At 71.6% G+C, this 20,184-nt stretch carries 20 protein-coding genes; 9 read left to right on the top strand and 11 right to left on the bottom strand.

All coding sequences use genetic code 11. The features are described 5' to 3' along the window. Positions 1 to 22 precede the first annotated feature (22 nt). Entirely contained in the window at positions 23 to 1,549 is a 1,527-nt protein-coding gene (locus IW249_RS30110; protein WP_231392714.1) for an acyl-CoA synthetase, read from the top strand. Here the strand turns inward: IW249_RS30110 and IW249_RS30105 are convergent. The 7 genes from IW249_RS30105 to IW249_RS30075 all read right to left on the bottom strand — a co-directional run bounded on the left by IW249_RS30105 (position 1,473) and on the right by IW249_RS30075 (position 8,741). Continuing rightward, positions 1,473 to 2,360: a PaaX family transcriptional regulator gene (locus tag IW249_RS30105; RefSeq protein WP_196923870.1), complete on the bottom strand. Its 888-nt coding sequence runs from the start codon at positions 2,358 to 2,360 to the stop codon at positions 1,473 to 1,475. The two genes, IW249_RS30110 and IW249_RS30105, sit on opposite strands and share 77 nt — an antisense overlap. 39 nt (positions 2,361 to 2,399) lie before the next feature. Continuing rightward, positions 2,400 to 3,212: an ABC transporter ATP-binding protein gene (locus IW249_RS30100; RefSeq protein WP_196923869.1), complete on the bottom strand. Its 813-nt coding sequence runs from the start codon at positions 3,210 to 3,212 to the stop codon at positions 2,400 to 2,402. After that, positions 3,205 to 4,029 carry an ABC transporter permease gene (locus IW249_RS30095; RefSeq protein ID WP_307788754.1) on the bottom strand — a complete coding sequence of 275 codons (825 nt, stop codon included), beginning with the start codon at positions 4,027 to 4,029 and terminating at the stop codon, positions 3,205 to 3,207. The genes IW249_RS30100 and IW249_RS30095 overlap by 8 nt, the downstream gene beginning before the upstream one ends. Beyond that, a complete protein-coding gene (locus tag IW249_RS30090; RefSeq protein ID WP_196923868.1) occupies positions 4,026 to 4,826 on the bottom strand; it encodes an ABC transporter permease in 801 nt (266 codons plus the stop codon). Before IW249_RS30090 ends, IW249_RS30095 begins: the two co-directional genes overlap by 4 nt. 73 nt (positions 4,827 to 4,899) lie before the next feature. Next, the gene (locus IW249_RS30085; RefSeq protein WP_196923867.1) at positions 4,900 to 5,874 is read right to left on the bottom strand and encodes an ABC transporter substrate-binding protein; all 975 of its coding nucleotides are present in this window, start codon (positions 5,872 to 5,874) and stop codon (positions 4,900 to 4,902) included. Between the two features lie 206 nt (positions 5,875 to 6,080). Continuing rightward, positions 6,081 to 7,262, bottom strand: coding sequence for a 4-hydroxybenzoate 3-monooxygenase (gene pobA / locus IW249_RS30080; protein WP_231392713.1), 1,182 nt, complete (start codon positions 7,260 to 7,262; stop codon positions 6,081 to 6,083). A gap of 18 nt (positions 7,263 to 7,280) precedes the next feature. After that, positions 7,281 to 8,741: a benzaldehyde dehydrogenase gene (locus IW249_RS30075; RefSeq protein WP_196923866.1), complete on the bottom strand. Its 1,461-nt coding sequence runs from the start codon at positions 8,739 to 8,741 to the stop codon at positions 7,281 to 7,283. 245 nt (positions 8,742 to 8,986) lie between these two features. Between IW249_RS30075 and IW249_RS30070 the strand changes: the two genes are divergently transcribed. The 8 genes from IW249_RS30070 to IW249_RS30035 are packed head-to-tail and all read left to right on the top strand — an operon-like array spanning position 8,987 to position 15,190. Beyond that, positions 8,987 to 9,805 carry a CoA transferase subunit A gene (locus IW249_RS30070; protein ID WP_196923865.1) on the top strand — a complete coding sequence of 273 codons (819 nt, stop codon included), beginning with the start codon at positions 8,987 to 8,989 and terminating at the stop codon, positions 9,803 to 9,805. Continuing rightward, positions 9,802 to 10,602, top strand: coding sequence for a CoA-transferase subunit beta (locus IW249_RS30065; protein ID WP_231392712.1), 801 nt, complete (start codon positions 9,802 to 9,804; stop codon positions 10,600 to 10,602). The genes IW249_RS30070 and IW249_RS30065 overlap by 4 nt, the downstream gene beginning before the upstream one ends. Then, positions 10,599 to 11,348, top strand: coding sequence for a protocatechuate 3,4-dioxygenase subunit beta (gene pcaH, locus IW249_RS30060; protein ID WP_231392711.1), 750 nt, complete (start codon positions 10,599 to 10,601; stop codon positions 11,346 to 11,348). Before IW249_RS30065 ends, pcaH begins: the two co-directional genes overlap by 4 nt. Then, positions 11,341 to 11,913, top strand: coding sequence for a protocatechuate 3,4-dioxygenase subunit alpha (gene pcaG / locus IW249_RS30055; RefSeq protein ID WP_196923864.1), 573 nt, complete (start codon positions 11,341 to 11,343; stop codon positions 11,911 to 11,913). Before pcaH ends, pcaG begins: the two co-directional genes overlap by 8 nt. Then, positions 11,888 to 13,228, top strand: a complete 1,341-nt coding sequence (gene pcaB, locus IW249_RS30050; protein ID WP_196923863.1) for a 3-carboxy-cis,cis-muconate cycloisomerase — start codon at positions 11,888 to 11,890, stop codon at positions 13,226 to 13,228. Before pcaG ends, pcaB begins: the two co-directional genes overlap by 26 nt. Next, positions 13,225 to 14,004 carry a 3-oxoadipate enol-lactonase gene (gene pcaD, locus IW249_RS30045; protein WP_231392710.1) on the top strand — a complete coding sequence of 260 codons (780 nt, stop codon included), beginning with the start codon at positions 13,225 to 13,227 and terminating at the stop codon, positions 14,002 to 14,004. Before pcaB ends, pcaD begins: the two co-directional genes overlap by 4 nt. Beyond that, a complete protein-coding gene (gene pcaC / locus IW249_RS30040) occupies positions 14,001 to 14,381 on the top strand; it encodes a 4-carboxymuconolactone decarboxylase (RefSeq protein WP_196923862.1) in 381 nt (126 codons plus the stop codon). Before pcaD ends, pcaC begins: the two co-directional genes overlap by 4 nt. Next, the gene (locus tag IW249_RS30035; RefSeq protein WP_307788753.1) at positions 14,378 to 15,190 is read left to right on the top strand and encodes an IclR family transcriptional regulator; all 813 of its coding nucleotides are present in this window, start codon (positions 14,378 to 14,380) and stop codon (positions 15,188 to 15,190) included. The genes pcaC and IW249_RS30035 overlap by 4 nt, the downstream gene beginning before the upstream one ends. A gap of 1 nt (position 15,191) precedes the next feature. On the opposite strand, the gene IW249_RS30030 is transcribed toward IW249_RS30035, so the two are convergent. From IW249_RS30030 to IW249_RS30015, 4 genes are all read right to left on the bottom strand, one after another. Next, positions 15,192 to 15,830, bottom strand: a complete 639-nt coding sequence (locus tag IW249_RS30030) for a DUF2306 domain-containing protein (RefSeq protein WP_196923861.1) — start codon at positions 15,828 to 15,830, stop codon at positions 15,192 to 15,194. A 98-nt stretch (positions 15,831 to 15,928) separates the two neighbouring features. Continuing rightward, positions 15,929 to 16,591, bottom strand: a complete 663-nt coding sequence (locus tag IW249_RS30025; RefSeq protein ID WP_196923860.1) for a response regulator — start codon at positions 16,589 to 16,591, stop codon at positions 15,929 to 15,931. Then, entirely contained in the window at positions 16,588 to 17,727 is a 1,140-nt protein-coding gene (locus IW249_RS30020) for a sensor histidine kinase (protein ID WP_196923859.1), read from the bottom strand. The genes IW249_RS30025 and IW249_RS30020 overlap by 4 nt, the downstream gene beginning before the upstream one ends. Before the next feature lie 83 nt (positions 17,728 to 17,810). Next, on the bottom strand, positions 17,811 to 20,096 hold the full coding sequence (locus tag IW249_RS30015) for an ATP-binding protein (protein WP_196923858.1): 2,286 nt from the start codon (positions 20,094 to 20,096) through the stop codon (positions 17,811 to 17,813). Positions 20,097 to 20,184: the final 88 nt, after the last annotated feature.

The following is a 20,184-nucleotide window of genomic DNA, read 5'->3' as shown; positions in this document are numbered from 1 at the left end:
CTCCACCCCCAGGAGAATGATGATGCACCAGCACGGAATCGGCGCCTGGGTGGCCAAGCGCCGGCTCAAGTCCCCGGACCAGATCGCGATCATCCACGGCGACCGGTCGCCCATGACGTACGGTCAGTTCGCCGACGCTGCGGACCGGATTTCGGCGGTGCTGCGGGAGCGGGGCGTCGGCAAGGGTGACTCGGTCGCCTACCTGGGCGAGAACAGCCCCGAGCTCCTCCAGGTGATGTTCGGGGCGGCGCAGCTCGGGGCCGTCTTCGTCCCGGTCAACACCCGGCTCGCCGCACCCGAGATCGCGTACGTCCTCGCCGACTGCGGCGCGCGGGTGCTGATCCACGACCCGGACTTCGCGGTGCCGGTGGCCTCCGCCGCGCCGACCGCCCGGACCCCGTACGTCATCGTCAACGGTGAGGGCACCGCGGACCGGCCCGGGCTGGCCCACCTGACACGGGCCACCGTCACTCCGTTCACCGACCAGGCGGACACCACCCACGAGGATCCGGCGGCGATCGTCTACACCTCGGGCACGACCGGCCGGGCCAAGGGCGCCGTGCTGACCCACGGCAACCTCACCTGGGTGGCGCTCAACTGTGTGGTGGACTACGACGTCGTTTCCACCGACGTCGCGCTCATGATCTCGCCGCTGTTCCACGTCGCCTCGCTCGGGATGGGCGCCCTGCCCGTCATCCTCAAGGGCGCCACGATGGTCATCGAGAAGGGCTTCGAGCCGGGCCGCGCACTCGCGCAGATCGAGCGGCACGGGGTCACCATGCTCAGCGGCGTGCCGACCACCTACCAGTTGATGGCCGACCACCCCGCCTGGGCGTCGACCGACCTGTCCACGCTGACGAAGCTCACCTGCGGAGGTTCGGCGGTGCCGGCCCGCATCCTCAACGCGTACGAGGCACGGGGCCTGTCCTTCTCGCAGGGTTATGGCATGACCGAGGCCGCGCCGGGCGCGACCGCGCTGCCGCCGACGATGACCCGCGTCAAGCAGGGCAGTGTCGGTCTGCCGCACTTCTTCACCGACGTGCGGATCACCGACGCGGCCGGCGCGGTGGTGCCCACCGGCGTTGTCGGCGAGATCGAGGTGGCCGGGCCCAACGTCTTTCCCGGGTACCACGGCCTCCCGGAGGCGACCGCCGAGGCGTTCACGGCCGACGGGTGGTTTCGCTCCGGCGACCTCGGCCACCTGGACGCTGACGGCTACCTCTACATCTCCGGTCGCCTCAAGGACATGATCATTTCGGGGGGCGAGAACATCTACCCACTTGAACTCGAGCAACTACTCACCGAGGTCGACGGGGTGACCTCGGCGGCGGTCATCGGGGTACCGGACGCGCGTTGGGGGGAGGTGCCGTGGGCAATCGTGACCGTACGGGAGGGGGTGTCCGTGGACACCGCCACCGTCCGGGCGTGCCTGGACGGCAGGATCGCGCGCTACAAGCTTCCGAAGAACGTCGTCATCGTGGATGAGCTGCCGCGGACGGCGTCGGGGAAGGTGCGGAAGGCCGATCTGAGGAGCCGATTCGGCGCTTAGCCGCGGGCCGGGCCGCGACGAGTTCGGCGAACTCCGCCGCGGACGCCTCGGCCAGCTTCTCGTGCATCCGACGGTAGGTCTCCACCGATCTCGTGGCGGGCCATTCCGCGTCCATGAACTCGGCCGGCAGCCTCGGGTCGGCGCGCAGCAGCGCGAGCCAGTCCGCCACGAGCATGGTCCGAACAGTGAGGGCGCTCGGCGCCACCGTCATCGCGGACGGGTCGTCCCACACGTCGATGAAGGCGAGGTGCGCCCGCCGGATCGCCTCGATGTCCCACGCTGAGCGCACACTCTCGCCGATCGGGAACCCGGCGAGTTCGCGGGCGTGGAAGGCGACCACGGTGTTGGGCGCGAGGTCCTGCCGCAGCGGCTCCAACGAACCGGCGAGGTCGACTTCGCCGGGCGCGAGCCAGAGCCCGTCCCGGAGCGGCGCGAAGCCCTCCCAGGTGAGGGTCGAGCGCAGCCGGTGCCGCAGCATCCGCTGGCCCTCCGGGATGGAGAAGGTGACCAGCGTCCACCCGCTGCCCTGGGGGTCGAACGGCCGCGGCCCCCGAACGCGGTACGTCGCCTCGCGTAACACCGCGACCCCGTGCTCGGTCAGTGAGAACAGCGTCTCCCGGCCGCTCCTGCTGCGGGCGAGGATGCCGCTGTGCACGAGACGGTCGAGGGTCGCGCGGGTGGCCGGCGCGGCGACGTCGGCACCCTCCAGCACGGTGATCAGGACGCTCGCCCGGATGGGTCCCGTGGCGCCATCGACGACGTGCTCGCCGAAGAAGGCGAGCAACAACTGCTTCGGCTGACGACTACCCACAGCCCTTCCCTTCGGCGAACTCGTTGCCGTGGCCGCCGATCACCGCGCGGATCGCGGGGCCACAGCCTGCCCGCGCTTGGCCCGCTGGATCTGGTCGTAGACGTGCGTCCGCAGTTCCGTGAAACGGGGCAGAGCGCGGGTCGTGATCTGATCGCGCTCCGGCGGCAGGTCGATCGCGAGGTCCTCCTGGACCCAGGTCGGCGACGTGGACAATACTAGAACCCGCTGACCGAGATACACCGACTCGTCGATGTCGTGGGTGACGAAGACAACCGAGATGGTTCGGCTGGCGTGCAACTCGCGGACCAGGTCCTCCAGGTCGGCCCGGGTCTGCGCGTCCACGGCGGCGAACGGTTCGTCCATGATCAGGACGTCGGGCTGGTAGGCGATCGCCCGTGCGATCGCCACGCGTTGTTGCATCCCCCCGGAGAGCTGCCACGGGTGGCTTCGCGCGGCGTGCGCGAGGCCCACCGCCTCAAGAGCGTCGACGACCAGCTTGTTCCGGGCCGTGCGGGTGAGCTTCTTGTGCCGCAGTGGAAGCTCGACGTTTCCGCGCACCGTCAGCCAGGGGTAGAGGCTGCGACCGTACTCCTGGAACACGACGGCCATGGCCGGGCTGGGCCCGGTCACCGGCGAGCCGTCCATCTCGACCACGCCGCCGGTTGGCCGCAGCAGACCGGCGAGGCACTTCAGGAGGGTGGTCTTGCCGCAACCGGACGGGCCGACGATGCAGACGAGCTCACCGGCGTCCATCGTGAAGCTGATGTCCCCGATCGCCTCGACGTTGCCCGTCGCGGCCTCGTAGACCTTCCGTAGGTGCTCCACCCGCAGCAGGCTGCGCCGATCAGGCACGGTTGACCTCCCTGATTCCGTGGTACCAGCGCAGGACGCGCCGTTCGACGAGACCGAAAGCGACGGCGAGGAAGACGCCGACGAGACCGAGGAGGAGGATGCCGCTCCACATCTCGGCGATCAGGTAGTTGCGCTGGAAGTAGGCGATCCGGTAACCGAGGCCGGAGGAGGAGGCGAACATCTCGGAGATGACCATCAGGATCAGCGCGACCGAGAGGGCCTGACGGACCCCGGCCATGATCCGTGGGCTAGCGGCCGGGAGCACGAGGAACCAGAGCCGTTCCCACCCGGAGACCTGGAACGATTCCGCGGTCTCCGTCATGACGCTGTCCGTCCCCCGGACACCCTCGATGGTGTTCAACAGGATGGGCCAGACCGCGCCGGAGACGATCACGACGACCTTCATGGTGTCCGTGATCCCGAGCAGGAGCATCACCACCGGAATCAGTACCGGCGGCGGGATGGCCCGGAGGAACTCCAGCAGCGGTTCGAGGAGTTCGCGCAACCAGTGGGTCAGGCCGATGACGGTGCCGGCGGCGATGCCGAGCACGATCGACGCGGCGACACCGAGGCCCAGGCGGGCGAGGCTCGGCAGCACGTCCTCGACGAACGCCGGACCGACCCAGGTCTCCCGGAAGGCTTCGGCGATCGTCAACGGATCGGGGAAGAACCGGCTCGTCGTCCTCGTCGCCACCAGACCCCAGAGCACCAGAAGCAGGGTCGGCAGCCCCAGCGGGTAGAGGAGGCTCGCCGCGATCCGGGACCCGACCGTCCGGCGGCGTGCCGTGGTGGCGACCCGCCCGGTGTACGCGGTCACAGCGGCTCCTCTCCTCGTACCGACTGGTGCCAGGACAGCACCCGACGCTCGACGAACCGGAAGACGATGTTCACCACGAGCCCGAGCAGGCCGGTGACCACGACCAGCGCGTACAGGCCGGCGGCGTCTCCGGAGGACCGGGACAGCTCGATCATGCGCCCGAGGCCGGGGTTGCCGATCACCATCTCCGCGGTGATGGCGAGGATGAGCGCGACCGCCGCCGCGAGCCGCAGGCCCGTCATGAGGTACGGCAGGGTGGTCGGCAGGACGAGGTGCGACAACTGCTCCCGCCGGGTCAGACCGAAACTGCGGGCGGTGTCGCGAGCCACCACGTCGACGTCGGCGACGCCGTAGATCACCTGCACGAACACCTGCCAGAACGACGCGTAGATGATGATGACGAGGGCGGCCTCCCGCTGGATGCCGAACATCAGCACGGCGAGCGGGATGAGGGCGACCGACGGGATCGGTCGCAGGAACTCGACCATCGTGTGGGTCGCGCGCCGCAGGAACGGCACCAACCCGACGACCGTGCCGAGGACGACGGCGGCGACCGTCGCCACCGTGAGGCCGATCGCCCAGGACGTCATGGTGCTGCCCAGCCGTCGCCAGAACGCGAGGTCGACGAACTGCTCGAGCAGCCGCGCCAGCACGTCCGTCACGTACGGCAGATACAGCGGGTTGATCAGGCCCAACGTCGGGATCAGTTGCCAGACGACGAGGAACCCGGTCAGGCCGACGACGCCCAGCATCGCTTTGCGTAACGCGCGCAGGCGTCGGGTGGGAAACACGCGCATTGTCACTCCCGTCGTCAGGCGGGCGGCGAGGCCCTCCCCGGTCCGGAGGCCGGGGAGGGCGGGATCGCGCCGGCTACTGCTGCTGGATGAGACGGTCGAAGTTGGGCTGCTTGTCGAGCACCTTGTACTTCTGCGCGAGCTCGGCGAGCGTCTGCAGGCTCGACCGGTCGACCTCCCAGCCGAAGGCCGGTAGCCGCACCGACTCGGCCACCGGTGGGGGCAGCTCCAGATTGTCCTTGATGGCCTGCCGGAGCGCCGCCTCGTTGGCGGGGGCCTTGGCCCACTCCAACGTCTTCTTCATCGCCGCCGTGAAGTCCTCGACCAGTTTGGCGTCCTTCTCGGTGCGTTCCTTGGTGGTGATGGTGGTGAGCGTGGTCAGGCCGGGCACCACCGCCTGGTAGGGCGCGACGATGAAGGTGTCGCCACGGGCCTTCAGTTGAGTGACAAAGGGTTCGGGTACCCAGGCGGCGTCGATGTTGCCGGATTCGAGTTGGGCCGGGGCGTCCGGGAAGGCGACCTCGACGAACTTGATTTTCGACGGGTCGCCGCCATCCTTCTCGACCGCCGCCATGATCGTCACGTCGCCGGCGGCGCCCAGGCTGTTGACCGAGACCCGCTTGCCCGCGAGGTCGGCCGGCCGCTTGATGCCGGACTTCGCCGAGGCCACCACGGCGTTGATGTCGTCGCCGTCGGCGTACGAGGAGGCGTAGTTGCCGATGATGACGACGCCGAGATCCCGCAGGTCGGCCCGGAACGGGCCGAAGGGCTGGCCGATGGCGAAGTCGATGTCGCCGTTCATGAGCGCGGGGATGGCCTGCGCGCCGCCCTGGGCGGGCAGCACCTCGACCTGGAGCCCGCGTTCGGCGAAGATGCCCGCCTTGATGCCGCCCCACAGCGCGGCGGTCTCGGTGATGGGCAGCGCCGCGACCCGGACCTTGCGCAGGTCGCCCGAGGTCTGCTCGGACGGGTTGGACGCGTCGGAGTCGGTACATCCGGTGAGGGCGATCGCGGTAGCGGCGATCAGCCCGAGAGCCATGACCTTCTTCATTGACGAGGCCCTTCCTGGGCGGGGGTGGTGGGTGCGTCGGAAGTCGGCGGATGCCTCGGATCTGCAGGTGAACTACCGCTGCGTGGGGGCGCACGCCGCTGTGGTGGCCATGGTCAGTCACCTCGGCATCGAAAGTCAATAATTTCTGACGCCCGTCATGGATTAGTTGAACGACGCTCTACGTGGCGACGTCGCCACGCTCGCTTTCAGACCTCGGGCAGACCCACGTAGTTCTCGGCCAGGCTCGTGGCGTAGGCGTCGGAGGTGGCGACGTACCTCAGCGTGGCGGTCTGCAGCTTCGTCTCGTACGGGTCGTCACGCTCCAGCCGGTGCAGCATGGAGGTCATCCACCAGGAGAAGTGCTGGGCCCGCCAGACCCGGCGCAACGCCGTGGCCGAATAGGACTCCAGCAGATCGGTGCGTCCCCCGTCGTACCACCCGGCGAAGGCGTCCCCGAGCAGCGCGACGTCGGCCAGGGCCAGGTTCATGCCCTTCGCGCCGGTGGGCGGAACGATGTGCACGGCGTCCCCGGCCAGGAACAGCCGCTCCCACTGCATCGGCTCGACCACGAAGCTGCGCATCGGGGTGATGGACTTCTCCAGGATCGGCCCCTCGTTGAGCGACCACCCCGGCACCGTCTCCAACCGCGCCCGCAGCTCCGTCCAGATCCGCTCGTCCGGCCACGCGTCGATGTCCTCATCCGGCGCGACCTGGAGATACAACCGAGAGATCTCGGGGGAGCGCATGCTGTAGAGGGCGAAGCCCCGTTCGTGGTTGGCGTAGATGAGTTCGTCCACCGCCGGCGGCGCGGCGGCGAGGACGCCCAACCAGGCAAACGGGTACACCCGCTCGTAGGTGGTCAGCACCCCCTCGGGCACCGCGCCGCGGCTCACCCCGTGGAACCCGTCGCAGCCGGCCACGAAGTCGCAGTGCAGCTCCTCGTCCCGCCCGTCACGTCGAAAGTGGACGGTTGGCGAGTCCGAGTCGAGACCGTCCAGGCGTACCGCGTCGGCCTCGAAGAGGATTGAGCCGCCGGCCGCGAGCCGGGCGGCGATCAGGTCCTTGACCACCTCCTGCTGCCCGTAGACGGTGATCGCCCGCCCGGTCAGGTCCGCCATCGGCACGCGGTGCGACTCGCCGGCGAAGCGCAGCTCGATGCCCTCGTGGCGCAGCCCTTCCCGTTGCAGCCGCTCGCCGACGCCGGTGCGGCGGAGCAGGTCGATCGAGCCCTGTTCGAGGACACCGGCCCGGAGTCGGTGCTCGACGTGGTCGCGGCTGCGGCTCTCCAGCACCACGGACTCGATCCCGCGCAGGTGCAGCAGGTGCGACAGCATGAGCCCCGCCGGCCCGGCGCCGACGATGCCGACCTGGGTACGCATTCCTGGCATGCCCCTTTCCTCCCGGTGTCAGAACGGGTACCGCGTGATGGCGCCCTGCACAGTGAGCCACTGGGTCTCGGTGAACGCCTCGACGTTGGCCGCGGGCCCGCCGAACCGGGAGCCGGTGCCGGACGCCCCCACCCCACCGAACGGCGCCACCGCCTCGTCACTCACCGTCTGATCGTTGATGTGCACGACCCCGCTGGGGATCCGGTCGGCCAGGGTCATCGCCTTCATCACGTCGCGGCTCAGGATGCCCAGCGACAGGCCGTACTCGGTCTGCCGGGCCAACTCCACGGCCTCGTCCTGGTCGGCGAAGGTGATCACCGGCGCGACCGGGCCGAAGACCTCCTGGGCGTACGCCGGGGTCGCGAGGGTGACGTCGGTGAGCACCGTGGGCCGGTAGAACAGCCCCTCGTACGTGCCCCCGGCGGCCAGCCGGGCACCCGCGTCGACGCTGGCCGTGACCAGTGCATGGATCTTGTCGCGTTGGCGCTCGTCGATGATCGGCCCGAGTGCCACCTGCTCCTTCGCCGGGTCGCCGACCGGCAGGTGGTTCGCCTTCTCCGCCAGCCGCTCCACGTAGCGCTCGGACAGACTCTCGTGCACCAGGTGCCGGCCGGTGGTCATGCAGATCTGGCCCTGGTGCAGGAACGACCCCCAGGCGCCGGCGGAGACCGCGAGGTCCAGGTCGGCGTCGTCGAGCACGATCAGCGCCGAGTTGCCACCGAGTTCGAGGTGCGCACGTTTGAGGTGGCGTGCCGCCGCCTCGCCGACCTTGCGGCCGGCAGCGGTCGAGCCGGTGAAGCTGATCACCCGTACGTTCGGGTCGGCCACCAGCGCCTCCCCGACCTCGACCCCGCCGGGAAGGACGTGCAGCAAACCGTCGGGCAGGCCGGCCTCCTCGAAGACCCGAGCGATCGAGACACCACCGCAGACCGCCGTGCGCGGATCGGGCTTGAGCACCACGGCGTTGCCCAGCGCCAGGGCCGGGGCCACGGAACGGGTGGCCAGGATGAGCGGGAAGTTGAACGGCGCGATGACGCCGACGACGCCGACGGGCAACCGGCGAGCCAGGCTGAGCCGCGGTTGCGCGCTCGGGATGATCTCGCCGAGCGGGTGCGAGGCCAGCGCCGCCGCCTCGTAGCACTCCTGCGCCGCGGTGTCGGTCTCGACGCCGGCCTTGGGTGGGATGGACCCGGACTCCCGCACGATCCAGTCGCCGATCTCGGCGGCGTGCCGCTCGAACAGGTGCCCGGCCCGGCGTAGCACCGCCGCCCGCTCGGCGTAGCCGGTGCCGGCCCAGGCGCGCTGGGCGGCGGCGGCGCGGGCGCAGGCGCGCGTCACGTCCTCGGCGTTCGCCACGCCGACCTGGCCGATCTGTTCCCCGGTGGCGGGGGATCGCACCGGCGCTGTGCCGCCGGCGGGTTCCACCCAGCCGTTGCTGTGCAGCGTGCCCTGCCAGGTCGTGGCGTCCAGCAGTGTCATGGCGGTCCTCCTCGGAGGCGTTCGCTTACCGAACGGCTGTTCTCTCCATGAACGTTGGCACGTGGCTCGGCTCGCGTCAACGCATCGTCCGACGTGAGTACCAAACACTGTGGACGTGTCACGCCGGGCCGGGCCAGCCTGTCGTTGACGGATGCCATCCTCCGTCGTACGTTCGATATGAGTACGGCAGTCCGCATAGCGAACGGCTGGCGGCAGCACGGTTTTCGCAGGAGGCGGGGAGGCCCATGGCGAAGCTCGTCTCGCTGGCCGACGGCGTGGCGCACCTGGTCCGCGACGGTGACGTGGTGGCCCTGGAAGGGTTCACGCACCTCATCCCGTTCGCCGCCGGTCACGAGATCATCCGCCAGGGACGGCAGGACCTGACCCTCGTGCGGATGACCCCCGACGTCATCTACGACCAGCTCATCGGCGCGGGTTGCGCCCGTCGCCTGGTCTTCTCCTGGGGCGGCAACCCGGGCGTCGGGTCGCTGCACCGCTTCCGGGACGCCGTGCAGCACGCCTGGCCGCGTCCGCTCGAGCTGGAGGAGCACAGTCACGCGGGCATGGCGAACCGGTACGTCGCCGGGGCGTCCGGGCTGTCGTTCGCCGTCCTGCGCGGCTACACCGGCACCGACCTGCCCGGGCACACGACGAACATCCGGCCCATCACCTGCCCCTTCACCGGCGAGACACTCACCGCCGTCCCCGCCCTGCGGCCCGACGTGACGGTGGTGCACGCCCAGCGCGCCGACCGCAACGGCAACGTGCAGATGTGGGGCATCACCGGGGTGCAGAAGGAGGCGGTGCTCGCCGCCCACCGGTCACTGGTCACCGTCGAGGAGATCGTGGACGAGTTGGAACCCGTACCCGGGCAGGTCGTCCTGCCCGGCTGGGCGGTCACCGCGGTGGCCGAGGTGCCCGGCGGCGCGCACCCCTCCTACGCCCACGGCTACTCGGTGCGCGACAACGACTTCTACCGGGACTGGGACGCCGTCAGCCGGCACCGCGACACCTTCCGCGCCTGGTTGGACGAGCACGTGCACAAGGCCGGGGCAGCGGCATGAGTCAGCGCGACGAGCGAGGGAACGCGATGGCGGACTGGACCGCCGACGAGATGATGACAGTCGCCGCCGCGCGGCAGCTGCGCGACGACACCGCCTGCTTCGTGGGGATCGGGCTGCCCAGCACCGCGGCGAATCTCGCCCGGGCGACCCACGCCCCGAACCTGGTGCTCATCTACGAATCCGGGTGCCTCGGCGCGAAGCCCGACCGGCTTCCGCTCTCCATCGGCGACGGCGTCCTCGCCGACACGGCTGACGCGGTGGTGTCGGTGCCCGAGGTGTTCAACTACTGGCTCCAGCCGGGCCGGATCGACGTGGGCTTCCTCGGCGCCGCGCAGCTCGACCGCTACGGCAACATCAACACCACGGTCGTCGGTGGCGACTACGACGCCCCGACGGTTCGGCTGCCCGGCGCCGGTGGCGCCCCGGAGATCGCCGCCTCCTGCGGCGAGGTCGTGGTGATCGTCCGGCAGGACCTCCGGACGTTCACCGAACGGGTCGACTTCGTCACCTCGGTCGGGTACGGGACGGGCCCGGGCGACCGGGAGCGACTCGGCCTGCGGGGCGGAGGCCCCCGAGTGGTGATCACCGACCTCGGCGTCCTCGAACCCGACCCGGTCACCTGCGAACTCACGCTGACCCGCCTGCATCCCGGCGTGACGCGGGAGCAGGCGCGGGCGGCCACCGGCTGGGACCTCGCCGTCGCCGAAGGGCTGACCACGGGTGAGCCACCGACGGCACGGGAACTCGCGGTGCTGCGGGCGCTGGAGGCGACGAAGTCCGACAGGAGACGACAATGACCACTCAGGACACCCGGGCCAGCGGCGGCCTGGTGCTACCGCGGTACCGGCGCGACGACGTCGAGACCCACCCATCCCTGCTCAGCCCCGGCTACAAGTCGACAGTGGCGCGGGCGCCGAGACACCCACTGATCTACCTGCCGCAGCGGCTGACCGAGGTCACCGGGCCGTTGCTGGGGGAGGGGCGGCTCGGTGCGCTCGACCACGACCTGACCCGCCAGCACGACGGTGAGCCGCAGGGACAGCGGATCATCGTGCACGGGCGGGTCCGCGACGGTGACGGCCGACCGGTACCCCGGACCCTGGTCGAGATCTGGCAGGCAAACGCCGCCGGCCGGTACCGCGACGCACGCGACACCTGGCCCGCGCCGCTCGACCCCCACTTCGAAGGGGTGGGCCGGGCGCTCACCGACGACCAGGGGCGATACCGGTTCATCACCGTGCAGCCCGGCGCCTACCCCTGGCGTAACCACGACAACGCCTGGCGGCCGGCGCACATCCACTTCTCCCTCTTCGGCCGCGCGTTCACCCAGCGGCTGGTCACGCAGATGTACTTCCCGGGCGACCCGCTCTTCTTCCAAGACCCGATCTTCAACTCGGTCCGCGACCCGAAGGCCCGGGAACGGATGATCGCCCGCTACGACCACGCCACCACGGCACCGGAGTGGGCGTTGGCGTACGAGTTCGACATCGTGCTGCGCGGCCGGGAGAGCACCCCCTTCGAGGACGAGGACGACGATGAGTGAGCAGTTGGGCCTCATGCCCGCGCAGACCGTCGGGCCGTACCTGCACATCGGCCTGCGCTGGCCCGACGGCCCGTACGTCGTACCCGAGGGCACGCCGGGTGCGTGCTGGATCAGGGGTCGGATCGTCGACGGCACCGGGACACCGGTGGTCGACGCGATGGTGGAGAGCTGGCAGGCCGACCCGGACGGCCGGTTCGACCATCCGGACGACCCTCGGGGGGCCCGGCCGCCCGCGCTCGAGGGCTTTCGCGGATTCGGGCGGAGCGAGACTGACGGGCAGGGGTGGTACCGGCTGTTGACCGTCAAGCCGGGTTCGCTGCCCGAGCCGGACGGCGGCACCGAAGCCCCCCACCTGACCCTGTCGGTCTTCGGGCGTGGGCTGCTGCACCGCCTCGTCACCCGGCTCTACTTCCCCGACGAGCCAGCGGCGAACGCCGCCGACCCCGTGCTGTGCAGCGTCGACGCGGACCGCCGCGACACCCTGCTGGCGAGTCCCGCCTCGGACGGGTTCCGGTTCGACATCCATCTGCAGGGAGACCATGAGACCGTCTTCTTCGCCGTCTGACGGCCTGCTCGGCGGCCTCTCCGGCGCCCCGGACGTCGACGCGGAACTCAGCGACCCGTCACTGCTCCAGGCGATGCTCGACGTGGAGGCCGCGCTCGCCCGGGCCGCGGCGGACGCCGGCATCCTGCCACCGCCGGCTGCCGAGGCGATCGTCGAGCAGTGCCGCGCCGAGCGGTACGACCCGCTGGCGCTCGGCCGGGCGGCCGACGCCACGGGTAACCCGGTCGTCCCGCTGGTGGGTGAGCTGACCGCCGCCGTGCCCGAGGATGCCCGAGCCTGGGTGCATCTTGGGGCGACCAGCCAGGATGTCCTGGACACCGCGCTGGTCCTGGTGGCTGTGCGGGCGCTCGGGCCGCTGCTGGATCACCTCGACGCCGCCGTGGACGCCGCCGCCCAGCTGGCCGCCGCCCACCGGGACACCGTGATGGTCGCCCGGACACTCGGGCAGCAGGCGGCACCCACCACGTTCGGGCTCAAGGCCGCCGGCTGGTTGACCGGTCTGGTCGAGGGCCGGGACCGGCTGCGTCACGCCCGCGCCGCACAGCCGGCGCAACTCGGGGGCGCGGTCGGCACCCTGGCCGCGTACGGCCCAGCCGGTGCCGAAGTCACCGAGCGCTTCGCGGCGCACCTGGGCCTCCCGCCGAGCCCGCTGCCCTGGCACACCCGCCGTCAGCCCTGGCTCGATCTGGCCACCGCCCTCGGTGGGCTGCTCGTGGCCGCCGGCAAGGTCGCGCTCGACGTCGGGCTGCTCGCCCAGAACGAGGTAGGCGAGGTCGCCGAGGGCGGCGCCGGACGCGGCGGCTCCTCAGCCATGCCGCACAAGCGCAACCCGGTGGACTCGATCCTCGTCACCGCTGCGGCGCGACGCGGGCCGGGTCTCGTCGCCACCCTGTTCGCCGCCGCGGTGCAGGAGCACGAGCGGGCCGCCGGCGCCTGGCACGCCGAGTGGGAGCCCTTGCTCGATCTGCTGCACCTCGCCGGTGGCGCCGCCGCCCGGTGCGCCCGGATGTTGGCCGGGCTGCAGGTCCGTCCGGAGCGGATGCGGGAGAACCTCGACGCGACCGGCGGCCTGCTGCTCGCCGAGGCCGTCGCCGCGCGGCTGGCACCCGCTGTCGGTCGCGGCGTCGCACACGACCTCGTGACCCGCGCCGCCGCCGGACCCTCGTTCCGCGCCGCGCTGCTCGCCGACCCCGAGGTACGCGCCCACCTGTCCGACACGGAGATAGCCGAGGCGCTCGACCCGTACCGCTGGCTCGGCTCGGCCGGCCGGTTCGTCGACAGTGCTCTGGCCGCCGCTCGGGGCGTGGACGGATGACGTCCCGGTTGCACCTCACCGTCGACGGCCCGGCCGCCGCGCCGGTGCTGCTGCTCGGCAGCTCCCTCGGCACCGCCGCCGCGATGTGGGGACCCCAGGTCCCGGCGCTCGCCCAACGGTTCCGGGTCATTCGGTACGACCACCTGGGCCACGGCCGCTCGGCGGTGCCGCCCGGGCCGTACACGTTGGACCTGCTGGGCCGGGAGTTGCTGCGGACGCTGGACGACCTCGACGTGCCGTGGGTGCACTACGCGGGGCTGTCCCTCGGGGGCATGGCGGGCATGTGGCTCGCCACGCACGCGCCCGAGCGGGTGGGTCGGCTGGCGCTGCTCTGCACGTCGGCGTCGCTCGGCCCACCCGAGCAGTGGCGGGAACGAGCCGCGACGGTACGCGCGAACGGTCTACCGGCGATCGCCGACGCGGTGGTGGCTCGCTGGTTCACCCCGGCCTTCGCCGCGGCCCGGCCGGAGGTGGTCGCCGCGCACCGCGCCATGCTGACCGCGACGTCGTCGGCCGGATACGCCGCCTGCTGCGAGGCGATAGCCGCGATGGACCTCCGACCCGACCTCGACCGCGTCACCGCGCCGACGCTGGTCGTCGCCGGAGCGGACGACCCGGCAACCCCGGTGGTGCACGCCCGCGAGATCGTCGGGCGCATCCCACAGGCCCGGATGGCCGTGCTCGACGCGGCGGCGCACCTGGCCAACGTCGAGCAACCCGAGCAGGTGTGCCGACTCCTGTTGGAACACTTCCACGAGGGACGTGGTGACGAATGAACGACCGCGAGCGGCACGAGGCGGGCATGACGGTACGTCGACAGGTGCTGGGTGACGCGCACGTGGACCACGCGGTCGCCAACACGGAGGAGTTCACCGCCGACTTCCAGGACTTCATCACCCGCTACGCCTGGGGGGAGGTGTGGAGCAGGCCGGGCCTCGACCGGCGTACCCGCAGTTGCATCACCCTCGCCGTGCTCGCCACCCTGCACCACGACGAGGAGCTGGCGATGCACGTCCGGGCCGCGCTGCGCAACGGGCTCAGCCCGGCGGAGGTGGCGGAGGTTCTGCTCCAGGTCGGCGTCTACGCTGGCGTACCGGCGGCGAACCGGGCGTTCAAGGTGGCCCGGGAGACCCTGCGGCAGGAGGCCGGGTGAGCGTGAGCGAGGAGGCGACGAGGTCGCCGGAGTTCGTCCAGTCGTTGGAGCGCGGCCTCGCGGTGATCCGGGCATTCGACGGCGAACATCCGCAGCTCACGCTCAGTGACGTGGCAAGACGGACCGGACTGACCCGGGCCGCGGCGCGCCGGTTCCTGCTCACCCTGGTCGAGCTGGGCTACGTGCACACCGACGGTCGGCTCTTCTCGCTGCGGGCACGGATCCTCGAACTCGGCTACGCGTACCTGTCCAGCCTGAGCCTGCCCGAGGTCGCGCAGCGGCACATGGAGGCGCTCGTCGCGCGGGTGCACGAGTCCTGCTCGGTGTCGGTGCTCGACGGCGACGAGGTGGTCTACGTCGCGCGCGTGCCCACCAAGCGGATCATGACGGTGGGGATCAGCGTCGGCACCCGGTTCCCCGCGTACGCCACCTCCATGGGCCGGGTGCTGCTCGCCGCGCAACCGGCGGACTGGCTGGACGACTACCTGGCCACGGCGCAGCTGCGGCCGCTGACCCGGCGTACCGTCACCGACCCGGCCAAGCTGCGCGCCGTCCTGACGAAGATCGCCACCCAGGGGTACGCCATCGTGGACCAGGAGTTGGAGGAGGGGCTGCGCTCCGTGGCCGCGCCGATCCACGGCGAGAACGGGTCGGTGATCGCGGCGGTGAACGTCTCCGCGCACGCCACCCGGGGGTCCTTCGAGATGATCCGTCGGGAGCTGCTCCCGCCGCTGCTGGCCGCCGCGAAGCGGATCGAGGAGGACATCCGGGGCGGCCTGAGCCGGACGGCCGACGCCGATCCATCGTGACTCAGCGCAGGGCCGCCGCGGTGACGACCGGAGCCGGACGCCGCAGGTACCACTCGGCCACCGCAAGATTGATCAGCCAGCCGGCGACCACCAGGCCGGCCCGGGCGTTGCCGTCGGGTTGCTCGCCGGTCGCGATGAGGTACGGCGCGTGGGTGAACGCCTGGGTACCGGCGCCGAGCCCGATCGCGTAGCCGCGCACCATCCACCTGCGGTGCCGGGCGATGTCCCGGCGGAGCACGGCGGCGAGGCCGAGCAGGATCGAGCCGGCCATGGCCGAGCCGAAGACGAGTCGCATGCCGGCGAGCACGTCGTTGTCATGGGCCGGCAGGTCGTACGCGACGGCCATCCACAGGCCGGTGAACGCGACAGTCAGCCCACAGGGGACGAGCAGCCGGCCGGCCCTGCGGTGCCAGGAGTGCCGGCGCAGACGGGGCACGAACTGGAACGCGCCGAGGATCGTGTAGACCACGGCGCCGACGATGTGCAACACCACAGGCAGCGGATCGGCGACGAAGCGCGCGTTCGCCGGGGTGACCTCCGGTCCGGCGCCCAACTCGGTGAGACGTCCCGCGCCGGCGAGCATCGGTATCAGTCCCAGCAGGATCAACGCGGCGGGTAGCCGCCACTCGCGCATCGTCATGCCACCGATGGTGGACGCCGCACCCGTCCCCGCTCATCGGCACATGGGCCGCGATCGGGTCGGCCCATGGTCGCACCCCGTCGTCGTACTTCCGGCGGTCACCAGTGCCGTCGGCGGCGGTTGGTCTCGTACGCCCACATCGCCACCTCGACCCGGTTACGCACCCCCAGCTTCATCATCAGGCTGGTGACGTGCGACTTGACAGTGCTCAACGTGATGTAGAGCTCGTCGGCGATCTCCTGGTTGGTGCGTCCCCGCGCGACGGCGACCAGGACCTGCTCCTCCCGGTCGGTGAGCGCCTCGACGGGCTGCGCGCGCGGCGCGGCCGGGTCCGCGTCGGCGAACGCCTTCAGCAGCCGCGTGGTGACGCTCGGCGCGATCAGCGCGTCCCCGTTGGCGGCCGCGTGCACCGCCTGGCTGAGCAGGTCGGGGCCGGCCTCCTTGAGCAGGAAACCGCGAGCGCCGGCCCGCAGCGCCGCGTACACGTACTCGTCGAGGTCGAAGGTCGTGATGACGACCACCGCGAGCGGCTCCGGGACCGTTGGCCCAGCGAGCGCCCGGGTGGCCTCGATGCCGTCCATGCCCGGCATCCGAATGTCGAACAGACACACGTCGGGGCGGAGCCGCCGGGCGAGCTCGACCGCCTCGCGGCCGTCGCCGGCCCCACCGACGACCTCGATGCCGGGCTGAGTGTTCAGGATGATGGTGAGGCCGGTACGGACGATCTCCTGGTCGTCAGCCACGAGCACGCGAACCGTCACGCGCCGACCCCCTCGCGGGGGAGCACGGCCGTGACCGTCCACCCACGGTCCGGGTTGGGGCCGGCCTCGCAGGTGCCGCCGAGCAGGTCGGCGCGCTCCATCATGCCCACCAGCCCGAAACCGGGCGAACCGGTCGGACGGGCACCGCCGGCCTCACCGTCGTCGCTGACCCGCAGGCACACCGACGTGTCGTCGGCTGCGACGCTGACCTCGATGCGGGTGGCGTGGCGCGCGTGCCGACGGGCATTGGTGACCGACTCCTGAGCCAGGCGGTAGAGCGCGGAGCCGACAGTGGGCGGAAGGCCTCCGAGGTCGCCGCGCAGATCCACGTCGACGGTCGGCCCGGTGCGGAACTGGCCGGCGAGCCGCCCGATGTCGGCGATCTGCGGGTTGGGACCGAGGTCGGCGGGCTCGTTGCGGCGCAGGACGCGGACCATCGCGCGCATCTCGGCAAGCGCACGGGACGCCTCGGCCTCGATGGTGTGCAGCGCCTCGACGGCGGCATCCGGCTGACTCGCCGACGCGGCGATGCCGGCCTGGGCGCGGATCGCCATCGCCGACACGTGGTGGGCCACCGTGTCGTGCAGGTCGCGGGCGAGCCGTTCCCGCTCCAACAGCTTCACCTGATCGAGCTCGCGCAGTCGGGCGGCGGCGCGGAAACGGATCGCGACACCCAGCGTGGCGGCGGCGAACATCACCGCGAAACCGGCGACCAGCTCACCGCCGTCGATCGAGCCGACCAGGCCGGCGGTGGTCACCTTGGCCACCACGAAGAACGAACCGAGCACCGCATCCCGGCCGGAGCCCCAACGGAACAGCGCGTAGACCAGGAGGACCAGGAAGCCCGCCGTGAACAGCTGGCAGGGATCGCCGGGCAGCACGAACGGGGCGACCGTCGTGCAGCCGAAAGCGATCACCACCATCGCCAGCGGTGCGGTACGCCGCCACAGGAGCGTGGGCAGCAGCGCGAGCGCGACGACGACGCAGCCCACCCGCCACGGCAGATCGGGTCGGAAGACCCCTTCCACCAGGATCGCCGGAGCGAGGGCGGCGATCACCGCCCAGTCGCGCCACGTCCGCGACGGGGCGGGTGAGACACGCGGCTCGGCCAACACCGCGTGCAGGCGAGGGTGCATGGGACCCATCGTACGAACGGTGGTGCGACTCCAGATCGTCCCAAAGTACGACCCGGGTGGCCGGTTACTGGCGATGGTCTCGATCAGGGGAGCTGGAGTTTCGCGCGGACGGCGGTGGCGTCCGGGTGGTTGAGAGCCGTGAAGATGTCCAGTGCCCGCTGCCAGTCGGCCCGACCGGAGGTGGGGTCGCCGAGGGCGTGGCGGGTGTCACCGAGCCGGCTGAGGGTGTCCGCCTCACCCCAGAGGTCGCCGAGGTCGCGGGTCAGCTCAAGCGTGCGCTTGTAGCACTCCACGGCCCGGCCGTACTGGCCGAGGTGATGGTGTGCGAAGCCGAGACTGTCCCAGGTCGCGGCCTCGCCGGCGCGGTCGTCGAGCTGTTGGAGGAGTGCGAGGGCCTGCTCGCAGTACGCCAACGCGGCGAGGTGCTCGCCGAGCTGGGCATGGCACCAGCCGACCGCGTTGAGCGCGTCGGCCTGGGCCCGGCGATGGCCGGCGGCCTCGGCCAGCGCGAGGGTCCGCTTCGAGTGCTCAAGGGCTTTCCGTGGCTCGCCCTGCCGGTCCCACAACGAGGCGAGGTTCTGGTGCGTACGCGCCTCGCCCTCGGCGTCAGCAGCGCGGACGTACAGGTCGAGGGCCCGTTCGAGGTGGCCCAGCGCGTCGGCGTACCGGTTGACCACGGTGTGGGCGCCGGCGAGGAAGCGGTGCGCGACCGCCTGTGCGACCGGGTCGCCGAGACGCTCGGCGGCGAGCAGGGCCGAGCGGCAGGTCTCGACGCGGTCCTGCCAGTGCCCCTGCCGGTCCAGGAACGTGTCGAGGGCCCGACCCAACCGCCAGGTGTGCGCGTCGAATCCCGCACCGGCGGCCTGGCGGAGCGCGGCGAGCAGGACCGGATGCTCGGCGGTCAACCAGGCCATCGCCTCCGCGTGGGTGGTGGGCCGCTCAGGACGCACACCGGCTGCGGGCGGGGTGATGAGGTGGTCGACCGGGTCGCTGTGCGGGCGCAGCAGGGCGTCGGCGGCGTGGGTGGTGTGGGTGTAGTGGTCGAGAAGCCTTGTCGTGGCGGCCCTGCGGTCCGGCTCGGGATCGGTGCCGTCGCTGAGTTCGGCGGCGTACGCCCGCAACAGGTCGTGCGCCGTGAACCGGCCGGGCCGGTACTCGGCGAGCAGGTTCGCACGGGTCAGCTCGGTCAGTGACCGGCGGGTTCCGTCCGCCGGAAGACCGGCCAGGCTCGCCGCCGCGGCCACCGTGATGTCCGGGCCGGGGTGCAGGCCCAGCAGCCGGAACAGGCCGGCCGCCGGCGGGGTGAGGGCGGTGTACGACCAGGAGAACACCGCCCGTACCTCGCCGACCGCGTCACCCGCGTCCAGGACGCCGAACCGCCGACCGGCCGTCCCCAGCTCGGTCGCGAGGGTGGCCAGCGGGAAGCCGGACTGCTGGACCCTGGCGGCGGCGATGCTCAACGCCAGCGGTAGCCGGGCGCAGGCGGCGATGATCGCCTCGGCGGCCTCCGGCTCGGCGGCCACCCGTTCGGCGCCGAGCCGACCGGTGAGCAGACGACCGGCCGCGTCGCGGCTGAGCAGGCCGAGCGGGATCGGGTGCGCGCTGTCGAGGCTGACCAGAGAGGTGAGCTGGTTGCGGCTCGTCACCAGCACCACGGTGGTGGGTGTGCCGGGCAGCAGCGGACGGACCTGTTCGGCGTCGCGGGCGTTGTCCAGCACGATGAGGACCCGTTTGCGGGCCAGCGCGCTGCGGTACAGCGCGGCCTGGGCGTCGAGGTCGGCGGGCACCCGGGCGGCCGGCACCCCGAGCGCGTCCAGGAAGCCGTGGAGCGCCTTCGTCGCAGTCAGCGCCTGCCCGCGCGGGTCGAAGCCGCGCAGGTTCACGTAGAGCTGACCGTCGTCGAACTGGTCCGCGACGCGGTGCGCCCAGTGCACGGCCAGGGAGGTCTTGCCCACCCCGGCGGTGCCCGAGATGGCGGCGACCACGACGGCGGTGGGCGCGGCGACGAGCTTGTCCAGAAGGGCCAACTCGTCGTCGCGGCCGGCGAGGCTGGCCACGTCGGCGGGCAACTGCCGGGGCACCAGCCGGTCGGTTGGGCGCGGCGTGCGACGGCGGCTCTCCTCGACCCGGTCCCGGGCGGTGGCCAGCGCGCCCTGCTCGGCCGGCGTGGCACCGAGGAGCCGGACCAGAGCGTCGAGCCGGTCGGTGGGCGGCAGCGTCTTCCCGGTGAGGTATTCCGCGATCGCGGTGTGCGACCAGCCGGTGCGGGCGGCCAACTCGCGATAGGTCAGCTCACCGTCACCCTGTTGGCGTGCGTGCCTGCGTCGCAACGCCCGCAACAACCCGGCAAGGTCGTCGGACGTTCGCACCCCCGCAGCGTCCAGTGTCCCGCCCCCCGTTGGCAATCGACGTCCGTCAGTGTACGGCGGTGTACGGAATCCCGGCCAGAGGCTCGGC

The organism is Micromonospora vinacea, assembly GCF_015751785.1.
Taxonomy (GTDB): domain Bacteria; phylum Actinomycetota; class Actinomycetes; order Mycobacteriales; family Micromonosporaceae; genus Micromonospora; species Micromonospora vinacea.
The sequence above is the reverse complement of the archived record's forward strand: the minus strand, read 5'-3'. Positions and strand labels throughout refer to the sequence as shown.

Bases quoted from the DNA above. Each gene is read 5' to 3' on its own strand.
- IW249_RS30090 (WP_196923868.1), bottom strand. From the start codon at position 4,826: ATGCGCGTGTTTCCCACCCGACGCCTGCGCGCGTTACGCAAAGCGATG.
- pcaC (WP_196923862.1), top strand. From the start codon at position 14,001: ATGAACGACCGCGAGCGGCACGAGGCGGGCATGACGGTACGTCGACAG.
- IW249_RS30020 (WP_196923859.1), bottom strand. From the start codon at position 17,727: ATGCACCCTCGCCTGCACGCGGTGTTGGCCGAGCCGCGTGTCTCACCC.
- pcaD (WP_231392710.1), top strand. From the start codon at position 13,225: ATGACGTCCCGGTTGCACCTCACCGTCGACGGCCCGGCCGCCGCGCCG.
- IW249_RS30065 (WP_231392712.1), top strand. From the start codon at position 9,802: ATGAGTCAGCGCGACGAGCGAGGGAACGCGATGGCGGACTGGACCGCC.
- pcaG (WP_196923864.1), top strand. From the start codon at position 11,341: ATGAGTGAGCAGTTGGGCCTCATGCCCGCGCAGACCGTCGGGCCGTAC.
- IW249_RS30075 (WP_196923866.1), bottom strand. From the start codon at position 8,741: ATGACACTGCTGGACGCCACGACCTGGCAGGGCACGCTGCACAGCAAC.
- IW249_RS30070 (WP_196923865.1), top strand. From the start codon at position 8,987: ATGGCGAAGCTCGTCTCGCTGGCCGACGGCGTGGCGCACCTGGTCCGC.
- IW249_RS30085 (WP_196923867.1), bottom strand. From the start codon at position 5,874: ATGAAGAAGGTCATGGCTCTCGGGCTGATCGCCGCTACCGCGATCGCC.
- IW249_RS30110 (WP_231392714.1), top strand. From the start codon at position 23: ATGCACCAGCACGGAATCGGCGCCTGGGTGGCCAAGCGCCGGCTCAAG.
- pobA (WP_231392713.1), bottom strand. From the start codon at position 7,262: ATGCCAGGAATGCGTACCCAGGTCGGCATCGTCGGCGCCGGGCCGGCG.
- pcaH (WP_231392711.1), top strand. From the start codon at position 10,599: ATGACCACTCAGGACACCCGGGCCAGCGGCGGCCTGGTGCTACCGCGG.
- IW249_RS30030 (WP_196923861.1), bottom strand. From the start codon at position 15,830: ATGACGATGCGCGAGTGGCGGCTACCCGCCGCGTTGATCCTGCTGGGA.
- pcaB (WP_196923863.1), top strand. From the start codon at position 11,888: ATGAGACCGTCTTCTTCGCCGTCTGACGGCCTGCTCGGCGGCCTCTCC.